The organism is Frigoribacterium sp. CF331 (assembly GCF_057787905.1).
Window position 1 is genome coordinate 2,127,775 of sequence record NZ_CM173545.1, and the last position, 16,778, is coordinate 2,144,552.

Annotated in this window: 18 protein-coding genes; 6 read left to right on the forward strand and 12 right to left on the reverse strand. The window is 70.8% G+C overall.

Annotation, left to right across the window (positions count from 1 at the left end; genetic code table 11):
- Nucleotides 1-708 precede the first annotated feature (708 nt).
- Complete coding sequence (locus AC3CCI_RS09900) at nt 709-960, forward strand: hypothetical protein (RefSeq protein ID WP_488627060.1); 252 nt, start codon at nt 709-711, stop codon at nt 958-960.
- 65 nt (nt 961-1,025) lie between these two features.
- On the forward strand, nt 1,026-1,589 hold the full coding sequence (locus tag AC3CCI_RS09905) for a hypothetical protein (protein WP_488627061.1): 564 nt from the start codon (nt 1,026-1,028) through the stop codon (nt 1,587-1,589).
- 51 nt (nt 1,590-1,640) lie between these two features.
- Here AC3CCI_RS09905 and AC3CCI_RS09910 read toward each other — a convergent pair whose 3' ends face one another.
- Nucleotides 1,641-2,066, reverse strand: a complete 426-nt coding sequence (locus AC3CCI_RS09910; protein ID WP_488627062.1) for a hypothetical protein — start codon at nt 2,064-2,066, stop codon at nt 1,641-1,643.
- 515 nt (nt 2,067-2,581) lie between these two features.
- Between AC3CCI_RS09910 and AC3CCI_RS09915 the strand changes: the two genes are divergently transcribed.
- Together AC3CCI_RS09915 and AC3CCI_RS09920 are read left to right on the forward strand one after the other, a co-directional pair.
- A complete protein-coding gene (locus AC3CCI_RS09915; protein WP_488627063.1) occupies nt 2,582-2,947 on the forward strand; it encodes a PadR family transcriptional regulator in 366 nt (121 codons plus the stop codon).
- A gap of 257 nt (nt 2,948-3,204) precedes the next feature.
- Entirely contained in the window at nt 3,205-3,978 is a 774-nt protein-coding gene (locus tag AC3CCI_RS09920) for a hypothetical protein (protein ID WP_488627064.1), read from the forward strand.
- Nucleotides 3,979-4,086: 108 nt separating this feature from the next.
- Here the strand turns inward: AC3CCI_RS09920 and AC3CCI_RS09925 are convergent, their stop codons facing one another.
- The 5 genes from AC3CCI_RS09925 to AC3CCI_RS09945 all read right to left on the reverse strand — a co-directional run bounded on the left by AC3CCI_RS09925 (nt 4,087) and on the right by AC3CCI_RS09945 (nt 8,540).
- Nucleotides 4,087-5,067 (reverse strand): alpha/beta hydrolase, encoded by a 981-nt coding sequence (locus tag AC3CCI_RS09925; RefSeq protein ID WP_488627065.1) that lies wholly within the window; start codon nt 5,065-5,067, stop codon nt 4,087-4,089.
- Entirely contained in the window at nt 5,060-6,583 is a 1,524-nt protein-coding gene (locus tag AC3CCI_RS09930; protein WP_488627066.1) for an MFS transporter, read from the reverse strand. Before AC3CCI_RS09930 ends, AC3CCI_RS09925 begins: the two co-directional genes overlap by 8 nt.
- A gap of 195 nt (nt 6,584-6,778) precedes the next feature.
- Entirely contained in the window at nt 6,779-7,276 is a 498-nt protein-coding gene (locus AC3CCI_RS09935; RefSeq protein ID WP_488627067.1) for a VanZ family protein, read from the reverse strand.
- Between the two features lie 190 nt (nt 7,277-7,466).
- On the reverse strand, nt 7,467-7,907 hold the full coding sequence (locus tag AC3CCI_RS09940) for a MarR family winged helix-turn-helix transcriptional regulator (protein ID WP_354594475.1): 441 nt from the start codon (nt 7,905-7,907) through the stop codon (nt 7,467-7,469).
- Between the two features lie 24 nt (nt 7,908-7,931).
- Nucleotides 7,932-8,540: a cysteine hydrolase family protein gene (locus AC3CCI_RS09945; RefSeq protein ID WP_488627068.1), complete on the reverse strand. Its 609-nt coding sequence runs from the start codon at nt 8,538-8,540 to the stop codon at nt 7,932-7,934.
- A gap of 113 nt (nt 8,541-8,653) precedes the next feature.
- On the opposite strand from AC3CCI_RS09945, the gene AC3CCI_RS09950 reads away from it, so the two are divergent.
- Entirely contained in the window at nt 8,654-9,634 is a 981-nt protein-coding gene (locus AC3CCI_RS09950; RefSeq protein WP_354594473.1) for a zinc-binding alcohol dehydrogenase family protein, read from the forward strand.
- A gap of 93 nt (nt 9,635-9,727) precedes the next feature.
- Here the strand turns inward: AC3CCI_RS09950 and AC3CCI_RS09955 are convergent, their stop codons facing one another.
- Complete coding sequence (locus AC3CCI_RS09955; RefSeq protein WP_488627069.1) at nt 9,728-10,573, reverse strand: alpha/beta fold hydrolase; 846 nt, start codon at nt 10,571-10,573, stop codon at nt 9,728-9,730.
- Between the two features lie 178 nt (nt 10,574-10,751).
- Nucleotides 10,752-11,354, reverse strand: coding sequence for a TetR/AcrR family transcriptional regulator (locus AC3CCI_RS09960; RefSeq protein ID WP_488627070.1), 603 nt, complete (start codon nt 11,352-11,354; stop codon nt 10,752-10,754).
- A gap of 78 nt (nt 11,355-11,432) precedes the next feature.
- Here AC3CCI_RS09960 and AC3CCI_RS09965 point away from each other — a divergent pair, with 78 nt between their 5' ends.
- Nucleotides 11,433-12,203 (forward strand): SDR family NAD(P)-dependent oxidoreductase, encoded by a 771-nt coding sequence (locus AC3CCI_RS09965; RefSeq protein ID WP_488627071.1) that lies wholly within the window; start codon nt 11,433-11,435, stop codon nt 12,201-12,203.
- Nucleotides 12,204-12,318: 115 nt separating this feature from the next.
- Here AC3CCI_RS09965 and AC3CCI_RS09970 read toward each other — a convergent pair whose 3' ends face one another.
- The 4 genes from AC3CCI_RS09970 to AC3CCI_RS09985 are packed head-to-tail and all read right to left on the reverse strand — an operon-like array spanning nt 12,319 to nt 16,679.
- A complete protein-coding gene (locus AC3CCI_RS09970) occupies nt 12,319-13,395 on the reverse strand; it encodes a sodium:calcium antiporter (RefSeq protein WP_488627072.1) in 1,077 nt (358 codons plus the stop codon).
- The gene (locus AC3CCI_RS09975) at nt 13,392-14,435 is read right to left on the reverse strand and encodes a Brp/Blh family beta-carotene 15,15'-dioxygenase (protein ID WP_488627073.1); all 1,044 of its coding nucleotides are present in this window, start codon (nt 14,433-14,435) and stop codon (nt 13,392-13,394) included. Before AC3CCI_RS09975 ends, AC3CCI_RS09970 begins: the two co-directional genes overlap by 4 nt.
- A 59-nt stretch (nt 14,436-14,494) precedes the next feature.
- The gene (locus AC3CCI_RS09980) at nt 14,495-15,769 is read right to left on the reverse strand and encodes a lycopene cyclase family protein (RefSeq protein ID WP_488627074.1); all 1,275 of its coding nucleotides are present in this window, start codon (nt 15,767-15,769) and stop codon (nt 14,495-14,497) included.
- Nucleotides 15,753-16,679 (reverse strand): bacteriorhodopsin, encoded by a 927-nt coding sequence (locus AC3CCI_RS09985; RefSeq protein WP_488627075.1) that lies wholly within the window; start codon nt 16,677-16,679, stop codon nt 15,753-15,755. The genes AC3CCI_RS09980 and AC3CCI_RS09985 overlap by 17 nt, the downstream gene beginning before the upstream one ends.
- Nucleotides 16,680-16,778: the final 99 nt, after the last annotated feature.

Consider the following 16,778-nt stretch of genomic DNA (forward strand, 5'->3'; position numbering starts at 1 on the left):
GCGTCGCATGCCTCTATTTTGCGACCCCACCTGCGAGGTGCGGACCCGAATCCTGTACCCCGGAAAACGTCGACTTCCTGCCGCCCGCTTCGCGCAGAAAGTACACCCGTGCTGCCAACAGGTGCCCGTGATGTCTTGATGACAAGAGGGGGCGGCGCCCTTCTGGTTCGGGTTCGGGAGGGCGCCTTGAGGGCAATGTCCACTTTCTGAGGGAGCCCCGAAGAGGGGTGGGGTCCAAACGTCTTAGATGCGTTTGCATCGTCCTTGGGTAAGCGGGCGTGGTAGCTCGCCTCGGGGTGGATCGATTTCGGGTCGGCCACCCCGAACGCACCTGAGTCCTAGGAGCGAAGACATGATGCGCCCATGGTCGCCGTGTCGAGGGTGGTTCCCCGACATGGGCTGGTGTCTGTCACAGCACCTGATCCGTTGTGACAGGTCCAGGCCGGCGTGCTCTCCGTGCTGCGGAGAGCACGCGAGGGCACGCGCCTCGTGCTCACGGTTGCGTCGTGATCGACCCGTGATCGGGTGTCCCGATAGGGGACCGTTGGCCGGCCGCGGAGGAGAATTGGAGCTTTTAGCGGCATTATCCAAATCCCCTAAACCCGACATCAGTGTGAAGAGCCGATGGCCCACAGTGTCCCGGTAGCCGATCGTCCTGCGTCCGCAGCTGACTGGACCCGCGGGCTCGTTCACGGCCAGGATGAAGCGATGACAGAGCTGCAGGGCGCCGCCGTGGTCTTCGCGCCCCTGTTCGCGATCTGTGGGGTCTGCTTCATCGTGTTCCACCAGCACATCTCCGACGCCGCACGCAAGGCCTACGAGGATCAGGGGCGCCGGATCGGCCCCCAGACCCAGTCGCCAGGACTGATGATCGTCGGCGGGATGGGCATGCTCATCATCTCGACGCTCATCGTGCTGTACGCCTTCACCGACGTGTTTCCGCCTCCTCCTCCCCAGTAGCTCTCATCGGGAGTGCCGTCAGATGAGGGATCGTCTGTCGAACAGGTCGCATCTATGCTGACGACGTGTCTGCTGCCGAGGTCGTCGAGCTCCTTCGAGAACGACGTGTCGCCCTCGAGGCAGGGCTTTCCGAGGCTGAGTTGCGTCGTGCTGAACGCCGGTACGGCGTCCGTTTCGCCCCCGATCACCGCGAACTCCTCGCCCTCGCGCTTCCCGTGGCTGATGGCTGGTACAACTGGCGGGCGAGGGCAGACAAGCGTGTTCGCGAAGCGATCCGAGCGCCCTTCGAGGGCGTCTTGTTCGATGTCGAGAACAACGTCTTCTGGCCGGCGTCGTGGGGTGCGCGCCCCGACTCCGTCGCGGCGCGCTTCGAGGTCGTGAAGCAACAGGTCACCACATGGCCGCAGCTCGTACCTCTGTACGGCCACCGTTACCTGCCGGCCGCGCCGTTCGGCCCAGGGGCCCCGGTCTTCTCCGTCGTCCAGACGGATGTCATCGTCTTCGGCACGAACCTGCTGGACTACTCAGCGCGCGAGTTCGGCACGCCCCGGGCGCTCCCTGAAGCGGTCCTGGAGACCCGCGGCCTGGAGCCCTGGTCCCTCCTGGCATTTGGAGAAGACGTTCCCTAGGGCCGAACACGATCTGAGGGCAGCGTCCCGATGGACGATGCCGCAGGGCCATCAGATGGCGAGGTGCCCCACGGCCTTGAGGACGTCGCCGAGCCACACGAGTTCGTAGGTGATCGTGTCGTCGCCACGGCGCAGGCTGTCCAGCGATTCAGTCAGCTGGCCGATGGTGGGGTCTGGTGCGTCTTCGAGGACGTTGTAGAGGCCAGGGGCGGGGAGTGGGTCGAAGTAGTCCTCAGGGAGCGTGACCTGGTCACCTTGGGTGGATTCGATGTGGGTCATGAGGCGGTCGAAGATCTTGCCTTCACGACAAGCATGGATGTGCTTCGGCCCCGCAGTACGAGGCAGGTGGCGAATGGCCGACCGGTTACCGAACGGGCGGCGCCTCTCGCCGTGCCAGTCGGCGCAGGCACAGTCCGGCCGTGACGCCGGCAGCTGATGCGGCGACAAGGCCGACGGTGGTTCCGGAAAGAGGATCACCGATGAGGAGGCCTACGGCCAGGCCTGCTGGTACGCCGATGAATGCCGCCGTGGCCGACACGGCTGATGCCTGGCTTCTCGCTCTGCCCCAGCGGTGACGCTGCCGCCACAGCGACGCGCTGACGAGTCCGGCAGCCGCTCCGATGAGGGTGAACACCACGGCAGCGGGGACTGCGTAGACGAGTGAGATCACGACCCATTCCGCGATTCCAGCGCCGTCGAGTCCGGCGAAGGCACCCCAGACGACCATCCAAGAGATAGGCAGGAGCAGCGCACATCCGGCCCCGACCATCGCCCCCGTGCCGACCAAGACGCGCACATCTGAGCGCGGGGCGTGCACCAGCTGCTCCACGGCAACGCTCATGATGACTCCCTTCTACCCAGAGGCTAGGGCTTGCACCCAGGCATGAGCATCCCCCCGACCAGGTGCGCTAATCCTCCTGAGATCACGAGCTGCGCGACATTAGCAGAGCATGGTCACTTGAATATTGCGAGCAATTGAATATAGTGGACGCATGACCCGATCTGAGATGCGCGAGCCGACGATGCTCGTCCTGACCTCACTCGCCGGCGGGCGCAAGCACGGCTACGCACTCATCGCCGATGCGGCAGAACTCTCCGGGGGCCGAGTCCAGCTCAAGGTGGGCACCCTCTACGCCGCACTCGACCGGCTCGTCGAGCAGGGGCTCGTCGCCGTGGCTGGCGACGAAGTGGTCGACGGGAGGAACCGCCGGTACTTCAAAGTCACCGCCGAAGGCATCGACGAACTCCGCGCCACGGCAAGCCGTCTCGAAGCGAACGCCGCGGCGGCCCGCGCCCGCATCTCCGAATGGCGGCCACGGGGCATCGCCGGCCAGGCGCGCGTCGGAGGTGTCTCGTGAGCGTCGTCGGCGTGGATCTGCAGCAGTTGGAGCAGCGATATCGGCGGCAGCTCCGGTGGTACCCGGGGCGTTGGCGACGAGAGAACGAGGACGCGGTGGTGGGGACACTGCTCGACATGGCCGAGGAAGAAGGGCGTGTGCGCCCGCGCCGAGCAGAGATGCTCGACCTGGCTGCCCACGGGCTCGGTGCCCGCCTCTCTGCCGTGTTCCCGGCGACTTCCCGGGACCAGGCTGCCAGCTTCGCCCTTGCCACAGGAGTGGCGTGGTCACTGGTCTACTTCATCGTGCAGGACTGGATGCCCTGGAACCCCGGGGCTCATGCCTTCGCTCTCGACCCGTTCGGCCCGTTCAACAGTGCCGGTGTCCTGGTCACGGTGCTGTGGGTCCTGGCCGGTGCACTCGTGCTCGCCAGGCGAAGCACGGCCGCCAGACTGAGCACTCTGGGTGCCGCCGTCCTCGCCGTCGTCCTGGTCGTCGCGCAGACCCCGTCGTCACCGGAGTACGCGGTGGTGTACCCGAGCCCTGACCGGGTGACGTTCGTCCTCCTCGCAGGCCTCGGCCTCGTCGCTGCCGTGGGCAAGCCGCACCGGAAGTGGACCACGGCCGCCTCAGCCACGGGCTGGTTCGCCGCGTTGTCCGGGGCGCTGCTGATCATGAACCAGCTCGACACGGCATCGGTCCCTTCGGCGGCGGGACGGCCGAGTTGGTACGACTTCTTCAACCGGTACCTCTGGGCCGGCGGGCTGCTGGCCCCCGGTGTGGTGGGCATCATGATCGTGGTCGCCTTGGCCGCCGCCGTCGCTTTCCGAGTCACGGGGGACCGCTTCTCGGGAACACTCGTCCTGACGGTCGTGCCTTGGGCAGCCAGCGTCCTGGTCAACTGGGCGACCTTCCTCGGGGGTGACGCCTCGGCCGTCGTCCTGGCTGTGTCCATGGTCGGGGTGTGGGTCGCCCTGTCGATCGCGGCCCTCACGGTGCGACCCCGAGCGCGGCACGAGGGGCGGCCTCACGGAGCCCCAGATGCGGCCTGACGACATCGACCTGCCACCGACGCAAGCCGTGGAACCGGATGACTCGCTGTCGAGTCCGCCCGGTGCGGGCCCGGAGCGGGCGATCTCGGATGCCCGCCCCGGGTGCCGTCAGGGCGTGGGGTCGAGGAGGCGCCCGGTCCAGTCGCGCAGGGCGGTGACGGCCCGGCGCGAGAGGGTCGCTCCAGGCATCATGCTCGTCGACCCGTGGAACGCCCCCGGCCACACGTGCAGCTCCGCTTGCACGCCGGCCGCCCAGAGCGCGCTGGCGTAGGCGACGGTCTCGTCGCGGAACACCTCGGCGCTGCCGCAGTCGACGTACGCCGGCGGCAGAAGCGAGAGGTCGTTCGCGCGGCCGGGTGCCGCGTAGATCGACACGTCGTCGCCGCCGCGACGGTCGCCGAGGTAGGCGTCCCAACCGAACCGGGTCATCTCTCGGTCGGCGACGCCCACCGCGTCGAACTGCCGGGCGGAGACGGTCGCGTCGCGGTCGTCGAGCATGGGGCTGACGAGCACCTGCCCGGCGACGGCCGGCCCCTGTCGGTCGCGGGCGAGGAGCGCCGTACCCGCGGCCAGTCCGGCCCCGGCGCTCTGGCCGACGAGGACGATCCGCGCGGGGTCGACGCCGAGCTCGTCGGCGTGCTCGGCGACCCAGACGAGCCCGGCGTAGCAGTCCTCGACGGGGTAGGGGTCGGGGTGCTCCGGGGCGAGACGGTAGTCCGGGCTGATCAGGACGACGTCGTGCACGAGCAGCCAGTCGTCGTACGAGTCGAGGTTGCCGAGGTGGTGGCCGAACATCATGCCGCCCCCGTGGACCGCGTAGGCGCAGGCCGCCGTCCCGGTGCGGCCGACCCGCTGGACCACGGCCAGGGCGACCGGGTCGCCGAGGTGCCCGGGCACGGTGATGCTGCGCCTCTCGAGGCCGCGGGCGCGCAGTCCTTCGTCGAGCTGCGCCTCCGTCGTCTCCAGCTGTCGCATGCGCGGCAGCATCGCGGTCTCGAGGTGGAAGCGGCCGCGGGCGTCCATCGCCTCGAGGAACGGCACGAACTCGGGGTCGAACGGCGGGCGGGGCAGGGTGGTGGTGTCAGGCACGAGAGGGCTCCTGGGTGGTGGGGGTGGGAGTGGTCGAGTGTGCAGGTGCGGCGGCGCTGGTGGCAGGGGCGGCGGTCCGTGCCCGGAACGTCCCGACCACGACGAGCAGGGCGGCGACGGCGGCGAGGCCGAGCCCGGCGACGGTGAGGGCGTCCTCGAAGTCCCCGAGCCGTTGGGGCGTCCACGGGATGGTCGTGATGCTGCCGGTGACGAAGGCCGCGACGATGGTGCCCGCGGCGGCGACCGCGGCCCCTCCCGCGAGCTCGCTCGAGGTGTCGACGAGGGCCGCGCCTACGGACGTGCGGTCGGCGGGCAGCCCCGTGAGCACGGAGGCTCCCGCGACGACGCCGACGACGCGCATGCCGGCCGCGACGAGCACGAGGGCGACGAGCACCCAGGCGTACCCGTGACGGCTGAGGGCGCCGAAGATCGCGAGTCCAGACACGACGGCGGCCGCGCTGATCCACGCCGCCCGGCCGAGGCCGACCCGCTGCACGAACGGCCCCACGAGACGACCCCCGGCCAGGAGCACGACGACCTGCGGCAGCGTGCCCACCGCGGCGAGGGCCGGTGGCCAACCCCAGGCGAACTGCAGCTGCAGCGTCACGAGGTACGACAGCCCGGCGACGGCCAGGCCCGAGGCGGCCTTGAACGCGAGGCCGCTCGACACCAGGGGACGGGCGAGGAGGTGCGGGTCGACCACCGGATGCCGCGCCGTCCGCAGACGCACGACGAACGCGGCACCGTACACGACGGTCAGCCCGCCGACGGCCCACCCCCACGAGGAGGCGCTGGCCGGCCCGACGAGGACGGTCGGCGTCACGAGCAGCCCCGCCACGGTCGCGGTGCCCAGCAGTGCGCCGCCCACGTCGACGGGGTCTCGCCGCAGCCCCTCGGCGTCGTCCCGGGCGACACCGCACCGGATGCCGACGAACGCCAGCACGGCGATCGGCACGTCGGCCAGCAGCAGCACCTGCCACGGAGCGACGGCGAGCACGAACCCGCCCACGGTCGGGCCGACGGCGAGGCCGACGAGCCCCGCGGTCGAGATCACCGTCAGGGCCCGGACGCGGAGGCCCTCGTCGTCGAACAGCCGGAACGCCAACGCCATCGACCCCGGGGTGGTCATCGCTGCGGCGACGCCCGTCAGCACGCGGACGGCGACGAGCTGCTCGGTCGTCGTGACCGCCACGGTGGCGAGGCTCGCCACGGCCAGCAGCGAGAGGCCCGCGAGCATCACGCGGCGGCGCCCCACCCGGTCGGCGACGGCGCCGCAGAGCAGCATGAGCCCCCCGAAGGCGACCGCGTAGGCGCCCGACACCCACTGCAGGCCCGTCGTCGACGAGCCGAGCTCACGGCCGATCGTCGGCAGGGCGACGTTCAGCACCGAGGTGTCGAGCATCTCGAACAGGAACACCGCGGACAACCCGGCCAGGGCGATCCACGCGTCGGACAACCGTGGAGGCGCGTCGCCGGCGCGCAGCCGAGGGCGGGGGAGAGAGGGGCTGGGGGTCACGGGGGCGCACTCCTTCGAGGGAAGAAGTGGCGACTCGTTCGATGCCGCGTGCGGGTGCGTCGCAGGGCGCGGCGCCTTTTACCTCGGTGATGAGCACGATACACGGACTCGCGCCGGAGAAGGACTCCGTCCGTCGCGGGTCCGTCCGCCCGGAGCCGTGGCGAGTCGGGGTCGTCGTGCGGAGGGGGCCGGGTCTCAGCGGCCGGTGGCGTGGCCCTGGCGCCGGCGAGCGAGTGACAGGGCTGTGGCGGCGATGACGCCGCCGAGGACGGCGCCCGTGGTGTTGGTGATCCAGTCCCCGGTGTCGCAGGCGCGTCCGATGGCCGGGACGACCGCTTGGCCGAGCTCGATCAGTGCCGACGCGACGCTGCCCGCCAGGGCGGCGAGGGCGGGGCGTCGGAAGAGCAGACCGGTGAGGCCGACCGGGGGGATGAACAGCAGCACGTTCGCCAGCGTCTCGGCGGCCCGCAACGAGAAGTAGGGCGCCTCGATCGTGCAGGCGACGTCGCGCCCGGCTCCGCCCTCGGGGTAGAGGGTCAGGCCCGCGAGGATCACGAGGGACACGAGCCACAGGACCCTGAGCAGCTTCGGTCGTCGCACGATCGCGGTCCCGACGAACGGGCCGACGAGGACGGTGAGGAGCAGGACGACCGCGGGGAGCCAGGAGACCTGGGCCAGGAGCGTGGAGAGCACCGGACAACCGTAGTGACGCCGACGGGCAGAGCGTGCATCGACGGCCGGCTGATCCCGACCGAGCAGCCGCTCCGATGCCTGGCGTCGCATCGCAGATCCTCGGTGGAGCTCCTCCGCCGACGACGGCTAGCTCGTCGGACGCGATCGCCCGACATGCGCTGGCGTCGGTGCGGCCCTCGGGGAACGAGGGCTACACGGGCGAGGTGTCAGCCCTGCTCGCCTGGCGAAGCACGTGGAGCGCGCGCCTCAGTGCGCTGAGCTCGTCGCTGCTGAGGTGGACGCCGAGGTGGCTTCGAAGGGTCACGTCGATCACTGCTTCACCGCGGTCGACGACGGCCCGGGCGGCCTCGGCGAGGGTGATGAGGGACGACCGCCGGTCGTCGGGGTTCGGTGCCCGCAGGCACAGGCCGGTGGTCTCGAGCTTGTCGACGAGCTTGCTCGTCCCGCCGACGGTCAGTGCGAGCTCGCGGGAGACGTCGAGGATGCGACAGGGCCCGAGCCGGCGGAGGACGAGGAGGGCTTCGAACCGCCCCAACGGCACGTCGATCTCGGCGCGGAGGGCGTCGTCGATGCGGTCCCAGAGGTGCATCTCGGCGCGGGTCAGGTCGAAGAACACGTCGTAGAGGCTCATGTCGTCAGGGCGGATCGTCACAGGTCAGCCGACGAGGGCGGCGGTGACCGTGGCGGTGTCGCTCACGGTGGCGATGTTCGTCAGGGCGAAGCTCGTCGCGGCGTGCTGCCACTCGGCGCTGAGGCTCGAGGTGGCGTCCTCGACGAGGGTCACCCGGTAGCCGTGGTCGGCGGCGTCGCGGATGGTGTGCTCGACGGCCATGTTCGTCCACGCACCCACGACGACGAGGGTCTCGATGCCGAGGTTGCGGAGCATGTTGTCGATCGCGGTGCCGTTGAAGACGCTCATCCGGGTGCGGTCGAGGACGACGTCGCCGGCGACCGGGGTGAGCTCGTCGACGATCTGGGCGCCCCAGCTGTCGAGCTTGAACGTGTCGGGGGCGAGCATCTGGAAGATCGGGGCGTTGGTGCCGCTCATGCCCGCGATCGGGTGGACGACGATGCGGCTGTAGAAGACGGGGGCCCCGGAGGCGCGGGCGGCGTCGACGACGGAGCCGACGTTCGCGACGACGTCCTGCGACTGCGCGTGCTCGACTGCGCCGGAGGTGGCGTAGGCCCCGTCGGCGTGGACGGTGTCGTTCTGCATGTCGATGACGAGGACCGCGGTGGTCGTGGGGCCGAGGGTGGTCGACATGATGCAGCTTTCCATCGGGTGGTCGGTGCGGATGTGCACTCCGAGGAACTATATTCCTCGTCAACTACTTTGTGCGACTCCCCGGGACGATCCGGGAGTCAGGAAGGCGCGAGATGAGCACCATGCGAGCGATCGTCCTCGACGGACCGGGCGCCCCGGACGTCCTGGAGATCCGCGATGTCCCGCGTCCTGGCGCCACAGCAGGCCAGGTGCTGATCGAGGTCCGGGCGTTCGGCCTGAACCGTTCCGAGCTGCACTTCCGACAGGGCCTCGGGTCGTTCGGGTCGTTCCCGCGTGTCCCGGGCATCGAGGCGGTCGGTGTCGTCGTCGAGGCGCCAGGCGGGGAGTTCGAGCCCGGCACCCAGGTCGCGGCCCTGATGGGCGGCATGGGGCGGACCATCGACGGAGGCTACGCCGAGTACGTCACGGTGCCTGCCGCCTCCGTCGTCCCCTTCACGAGTTCCCTCGACTGGAGCGTGATCGGCGCGATCCCCGAGATGCTGCAGACCGCCTACGGCTCCCTGGTGACCGGTGTGGACGCGCAGCCGGGCGACACCCTGCTCATCCGGGGCGGCACCTCCTCGGTCGGCCTCGCCCTCGCCGTGATCGCCAAGCAGCGAGGCATGACGGTGATCTCCACCACCAGGAGCACCGCCAAGTCCGCCGTCCTGGAGGCTGCGGGCGTCGACCACGTCGTCATCGACGACGGAGCCATCACGGATGCCGTGCGCCGCATCGTCCCCGAGGGGGTCTCCGGCGCGGTCGAGCTGGTGGGCGCGCCGACGCTCCGCGACACCCTCCGGGCGACCGCCGTCCACGGCACGGTCTGCTTCACCGGCATGCTCAGTGATCAGTGGACGGTGCCGGATTTCTACCCCATCGACTACCTGCCCAACGGGGTCCGCCTCACCGCCTACTCGGGCGAGGCCAGCGATCTGCCGGCGGCCGTGCTGCAGGACTTCCTCGACGCTGTCGGGGCCGGCCGGGTCACCGTGCCGATCGGCCGCGTGTACGCGTTCGACGCCATCGTGCAGGCCCACTCGGACATGGAGTCCGGTGCGGCACCCGGGAAGCTGGTCGTGACGGTCCGGTGATGCCGATCGTCCGCCGAGTGCGTCCGACAGGGGATCGCCGAGCGGGCTGCGAGGCGCTCGCTCCACGGCACGAGTCGGCGTGAGGAGTCCCTGTCATCGCTGCAGGCGACGGAGCTCGTTCCCGATGAGATCGGCCACCAGTCGTGGCTGCTCGAGCCCTGGCAGGTGCGCCACCTTCGGGAGGACGCGGCCCGGGCGCTGGGCGATGCGTCGGGCGGTTTCTTCGTAGAACGGGATGTCGCACGGTAGGTCGAGCTCTCCCCACGTGCTCAGGACGGGCACGGTCAGTTCGGCGAGGCGCGTCCATGCATCGACACCGGCGTCACCTGTCGGACCGGTCTCGTCCACGTCGACGATGTCTCGGTTCATCTCGGAGAAGAGGGTTCGGGCTCCACCGCCGACCCTTCCCTCGGTGCTTGCCGGACCGTCGAGCCAGAGGTGGGCGAGGGCTCGAAGTCGATCGTCGTTGCTGAGGGATGCGTCGTCGGCTTCGTCGATGAGGTGTGCGGTGGCTGTGTCCGGTCGCCAGTCGAACGGGGTGTCGTCGTCGGTCATCCCGGACACGGCTGCTCCGATGAGCACGACCCCCGTCACGCGGTCAGGGTGCAGGAGCGCGGCGTCGAGTGCCAGTGCGCCGCCCAGGGAGTTGCCGACGAGCAGGACCCGATCGAGGGCGAGGTGATCGAGCACCTCCGTCAGGTCCGCGACATGGGTGAAGGTGGATGTCGTCTCGGCTGCGGGGCTGGCCCCGAAGCCCCTCCTGTCGTACGCGACGACGTCGACCTGCTCGTGGGCGAGGTCTCCCGCGACGGCGGTCCACGACCGCTGGTCGGTGACGCCGGCGTGCAGGAGCACGACGGTCGGCCCCTCTGCCCGCCAATGGGTGACGGCCAGTCGTCCACCGTCTGTCGTGTCGACGGCTCGTGCGTGTGCGTCCATGGGGCCAGACGTTACTGCGTCGTTCGGGCGGCGGGGAGGTCTCGCGTGTCCGACAGGGGCTCCGGCCGTCGGACGCTGAACAGGGCCCAGGAGTCCGGCGGTAGGTCGGGGCGGGGGCATCGGCCTCTACGTGCGCTCCTCACCGGCGGGACCGACGCCACGCCCGGGGGCCTCGGTCTCATCCGCCTCGGACCGGAGTCGTGGCACAGAGTCGTCGAGCTGCTTCGACGACGAACTGGCGGCGGCGAGCTCGTTCTTCGTCGTCAGGCGAGGCTCCCGTGATCAACTCCGCGAGTTGCGGCACGGTCTGCCACCAGGCGGCCAGGGCGATGAGGGCGAAGACCAGATGGGCCGGGTCCAGGGCTGCATCGAGAGCACCTTCTCGTTGGGCGGAGCGGAACTGCTCGATCTTGTCCTGGTAGTGCGCCCTTCGAGCGATCGCGTCGGCAGGCGGTCCGCCCCGCAAGCCCTCCCACTGGAGCAGACGACCGAGCTCGGGGTGGGCTGCGTGGTAGTCGAACAAGGCCCCGGCGAATTCGCCGATGTCCTCCAGATCGGTCCCCGAGACGCTCACCGCCGCCGCCAGGCGCTCGAGTTCCGTCCCGAGCACGAGGTCCCACAGGGACTTCTTGTCGCCGTAGTAGCTGTACAGGCGCTCTTTGTTCACCCCTGCCCGATCGGCGACGGCCGCCACCGTGGTGCCGTCGAATCCGGATCGAGCGAATTCGGTCAGTGCCGCTTCCCGGAGTCGGCGACGCGTCCCCTCTGTGTCCCAAGCCATCCGACGACGATACCAACGCCGCGGTTGGCATTCCGGAGGGCCACTGCTATTCTCCAACTACAGCGTTGGAGTTGGAAGATGGGATGGAACGACATGCAGATCGAACGCCTACCGGAGACTCGCCAGCACGCTCACCCTGGGGCCGTGGCCCTGGTGACCGGTGCGACGAGTGGCATCGGCCTGGACGTCGCGCGCCAGCTGATCCGACACGGCGTGACCGTCTGGTTGGGAGCCCGCGACGTCGAGAAGGGTGAGCGGGCGGCGCGTTCCCTGGGTCCGTCCGCGCGAGTCGTGCAACTCGAGGTGACGGACGCCGTGTCGGTCGAGGCCGCCGCCGCGCAGGTCGGCGAGCTGGACGTGCTCGTCAACAACGCGGGGGTGAATCCGGGCGGAGAGGACATCGACGGCACGACACTGGAGCAGCTCCGCACCGCGTACGACACCAACGTGTTCGGCCTCATCGGAGTCACCCAGGCGTTCCTGCCGGCGTTGCGCCGCTCGGCGCACCCGCGCATCGTCAACGTCTCCAGCGGCACGGGGTCGCTGACGTGGAACGCCGGACCGAATCCGCAATTCGACTGGGCTGCTGTCAAGGGTGGTGGGCTGGCCTACCGGACCTCGAAGACCGCCGTGAACGGCGTGACGCTGCTCACCGCCCAAGCACTCGGCGACCGGTTCAAGGTGAACGCGGTCGCACCCGGCCTGAGGAGGACGGGCATCGTCCCGGGCATGTCCGTCGGAGGAGACCCGGCCGAAGCGGCGGCCGGGATCGTCCGTCTGGCCCTCCTGCCCGACGACGGCCCGACCGGTGCCCTCTGGTCGTGGGACGGCACCCGCGCACCCTGGTGAAACACCCCGGACAGGCCGAGATCGACCGTGACGGACGTGGGGCGAGGCGCGGGGGCCAGGGGACCCCGAGGTCGAGTCCGAACACGGTCTCACACGACGCGCCGGGCCGCCGGCGTCAGCCGATCGTGATGGCGACGAGACCGCCGATGCCGATCAGGTAGAGCACGAGCACGACGAACGAGTCGACGCCCATGCCCACGATGCGTCGTCGCGGCCGGAAGAGCAGGCCGACGGCGTAGACGAGGGTGAGCAGCGCGGCGAGGGCGGTCAGGTAGATGTCGCTGGTGTTCGACCGGGGCAGGATCGCCTGCCCCGAGATGAGGGTGGCGACGAGGAAGAGCACGGGCAGGAACGCGTTGCCGCCGAAGATGTCGCTGACGGCGAGGTTGTCGTCGCCCTGCTTGACGGCCTGCAACCCGGTCGAGATCTCGGGCAGGCTCGTCGCCAGTGCCAGGACCGTCGCGCCGAACAGCACCCCCGACAACCCGATCTGCGACGCGGCCGCATCGCCCGCGCGTTCGAGCACGACGCCGGCGACGAGCGTGGCGAGGGCCGACAGGCCGAAGACGACCGCGGCCTTCTTCGTGCTCATGGTCGTCGGCGACGGGTTCGAGCGCGTCCGGTGTCCGCTCGGTCGAGGCGTCGACGTGTCGGGTGCCGCTCCGGCCTCGTGCCACGGCAGGCCCTTGCCGGCACGCCGGACGAGGAACAGGCCCACGAGCCAGATGACGGCGATGAGGACGACGTCCGGCGTGAGGCGGGCCACCGTGAGCGACGTGGGCAGCTGGGTTCCGGCGATGACCACGGCGAGGACCGCCACCACGACCAGTGCTTCGAGCAGCAGCCCCAGCGAGGCCGCCCGGTAGGTGAGCGGCTTGGCCGACGAGCCCCGTTTGCCGAAGGCGTCGAGCACGACGATGACCACCGTCTGCAGCGCGATGCCGCCGAGGATGTTGCCGGCGGCCACCTCGAGCGAGCCCGAGACGGCGGCGCTGACCGTGATGGCGATCTCGGGCAGGTTGGTCGCCACCGCGAGGACGATCAGTCCGCCGAGCGCGCTGCCGAGGTGGAGTCGGGAGTCGAGGACGTCGGTCGTCTTCGACAGCTGGATGCCGGCGACCCAGATGACGGCGGCGCCGGCGACGAAGATCACGGCCAGGAGCCACAGGGGAAGGGTGTCCATGATCGTCATGCAACTCCTCGGGGTGTGCCTTCCGGCACGTGGTGGTCGTCGGTCCGGGTGCCGGTGGGGCCCCGGCCGGTCCAGGCGCCCTGCACCCGGTCCATCCAGGTGACGACCGCGGCGTGCGGGGTCGTGAGGACGGCGAGGACGACGAGGTAGACGCCGAGACCGTCGTCGCCCAGCAGCACCCCGGTGCCGACGAGGATGGCGAGGGCCACGAGGGTGATCGGCCAGGCCTGGCGCAGGAAGCGCAGGAAGGGCCGGAACAGCCGGCCTGCGGCGAGATCGCGCGCCCCGGCCGGGTCGGTGAGCTCGAGCCGCACGACGTGACGGACCGAGTGCCAGAGCGTGAAGTAGAGGCCGATGGCGAGGACGGGCGGGACGACCCAGAAGAAGGCCGCCAGCACGACCACCTCGGTCACCGTCCGCGCGACGGGCCGGCGGGCCCGGTGGACGGCTGCCACGAGGGCCGTGACGAGGACGAGGACGATCACGCCGGCCACGACGCGCCACCCCGTCGTGATCGACAGGGCGCCCACGGGGGCCCTCGAGGCGCGGCCCACCGCCGAGGCCGCCTCGCCCACGACCGACGAGTAGTCGGCGGGGTGCGCCACGAGGGGGACGAGCATCGGCAGGGCGCCACGTGCGGCGATCGTGAGGGCGGCGGCGGCGCCCCCGACCGTCCCGTCGCCCATCAGGTGGTCGATCCACCGGTCACCCTGACCCCAGTGGAACCACGTCAGGGCGATGAAGGCGAGCATGCCGGCGAGGGGCGCGACGAGCCAGAGGGCGGCGGTCGCGGCGCCGAGCACGGCGTAGAGCGCGACGACGACCGCGACCGAGCGCAGGACGCGGCCGTCGCCGCGGAGCCGCGCCGGGACGAGGTGGTCGAGGGCTCCGTGGGGCAGCCCGAACACCAGGATGCTGACCGCGAAGGGCACCAGCTGCACCTCGAGCGGGATCTCGACGCCCCCTGCGCGGACGAGTCCCACGACGACGGTCACGACGGCGAGGGCCGCCGTCACCGGTGCCAGGACGCGTCGTGCCACGACCGTCCCCACCTCGGTCGAGGTCTCCCTCGACGCGGGACCAGCGGCTGCCGTCGCGGTCACGCGCGGCACGCCGACCGGCGCCACCGCGCGACGCACGTCTCGCGGACCGTCCTGAGCAGGGCCGCGACGAACGGCGCCTTGGGCAGGACGAGGACGATGCGCAGTTCGTCCCTCGGCGTGGAGCGTTCGGTGAGGAACCTCACCACGAGCGGTCCCGGCAGGGTGAAGAGGCGTCGGAAGGCCTCGGGCGCCGCGTCGGGCCGGTCGCGCAGGAAGCGCAGGAACACGGCGTCGAGGGCACGGGTGCGCCAGGTGTCGCGGAAGGCCGGGGCCGGCGTGCCGTCGAGCAGGTGGTCCACCACGGTGGGGGCGTGGCGGTGTGCCCGGGCGTACCCGTACCCGCTGCTCGGGCGCACCACGCCGGCCACGGTCGCGATCGTCGCGTCGCCCCCGGGCCGAGGAGGCGCGGCGTCGGTCATCGGGACGCATCCGCTCTCCGACCCGGTCACGGTCCATTCGTGCGGTTCGAGGCCCCACCGACGGTGGACGTAGTCGCGCACGTGGGCGCGGAAGTCGATCGAGGAGCGACGCTCCGGGGTGAAGACGGTGCTCTCGACGAGGGCCTCGGTGGGGGAGACCGGCAGCACGTAGACGAACCGGACCTGGTCGTCGGGGGCGTCGGTGAAGTCCATCAGCGTGACCGTCGTCGGGTCGAAGACCGGCCTCGCGGTCGAGATCCAGAGGCCGACGAAGCGCTGGTGCAGCAGCACCGCGCCGTGCTGCGGGGAGGGGAGGGGGTCGTGACCGGTCGCGTCGACGACGAGCCGCGCCTCCACCGTCCCCGCCCCGGTCTGCAGGACGTGCCGACCGTCGTGGGCACGGCGGTCGAAGTCGTGCACGGCCGCGCCGTCGACGACGGCCACCCTGCTCTCGGCGAGGCGGCGGTCGACGGCCTCGCGGCGGTCCTCGGCGCGGACCATCCGGTACGGGTGGTCCGGGTCCGTTCCCGTGCTGATGCCGGCGCGGGTGCGGACCTCCCAGCGGTCCCACGAAGCCGAGCGCGCCTCCGGGACGGGGTCGGAGCCGTCGTCCCACGAGCACCAGACCCGGGGGTCGGGCCGCGTGCGCCCTTCGAGGACGAGCACTTCGAGCTCTGGCGCGCGCCGGGACAGCTCCCCGGCGACCGCGAGCCCCGAGCAGCCGCCCCCGACGACGGCGACGTCGACCGTGCGGGGCGGCAGGCGATCGGCGCCGACGGCGCGGGGGTGCGGGACGCGAGCGTCCCGCACCCCCGCCGAGCGGCTGCTCGTCGGCTCAGCGACGGGCTGCACGTCCGCCACGCGCGCCCGAGGCGTCGGTCGCGGGGACGGTGCGGGCCGGGGCCGACGCGGCGGGGGCGGCGTCGGACAGCTTCTCGGACGAGATCCAGATCGACTCGGGGTGGGTGTCGACTCCCTGCTCCACGTCGATCGCCGAACGGATCTTGGCGATCTTGTGGATCATCGAGCCGAAGCCGACCTTGGCGACGATGTCGGCGGCTGAGAGGACGACCTGCATCCAGGTGATGACCGCGCCGCCGTGGCCCCAGCCCTGCAGGCCGAAGACGATCGGGTAGGCGAGCCAGGTGACGATGAGCAGGATTCCGGCGTTGCGGAGCGTGGCGGGGACGGCGGTGCCGGCCAGGTCACGGCTGCCCTTGACGACGACGTAGATCACCAGCACGTACAGGACGACCATGAACAGGCCCGAGATGACGCCCCACAGCCAGAGGGCGCCCATGTTCGTCCCGGAGTCGATGACGACGCCGCCGACGAAGCCGGTGCTGATCATGAGGAACGCCGCGGCGATGCCGACGGTGCGCGCCCGGCGGGCGGCGGCACCGGCGAGGGTGGCGACGGCGAGCAGCTCGATGACGAGCAGCGGGACGGTGACCGTCCAGTCGAAGTAGCGGGGAGCCCACGACAGGATCGCCGTGGCGTTCGGCACCCAGCTGTCGCCGTCCCGCTCGTACCCGAAGGCGAAGGCGAGGACCAGCAGCAGGTACGACAGGAACGCGATGCCGGTGATGCACATGCCCGCGTAGACGGACGGGCGGTAGCGCTGGGTGATCTCCTTCGTCGACACCAGCGACTTCACGAAGAACGCGAAGAGCGCCAGGCCGGCGACGGAGAGCGAATAGACGATGATCGAGTGCTCGGCCAGCGTCAGGGACGCGTTCCAGGGAGCTAGGGCATCGGACACGGGGGTGTTCCTTCCGGGGGTGGGCGCGCAGAGGGGGGCCCGGGGTGGTCGGGCGGTCGAGTGGCGGCCCGGGTCGCGGTCCCGGCCCGGAGGCTGCGA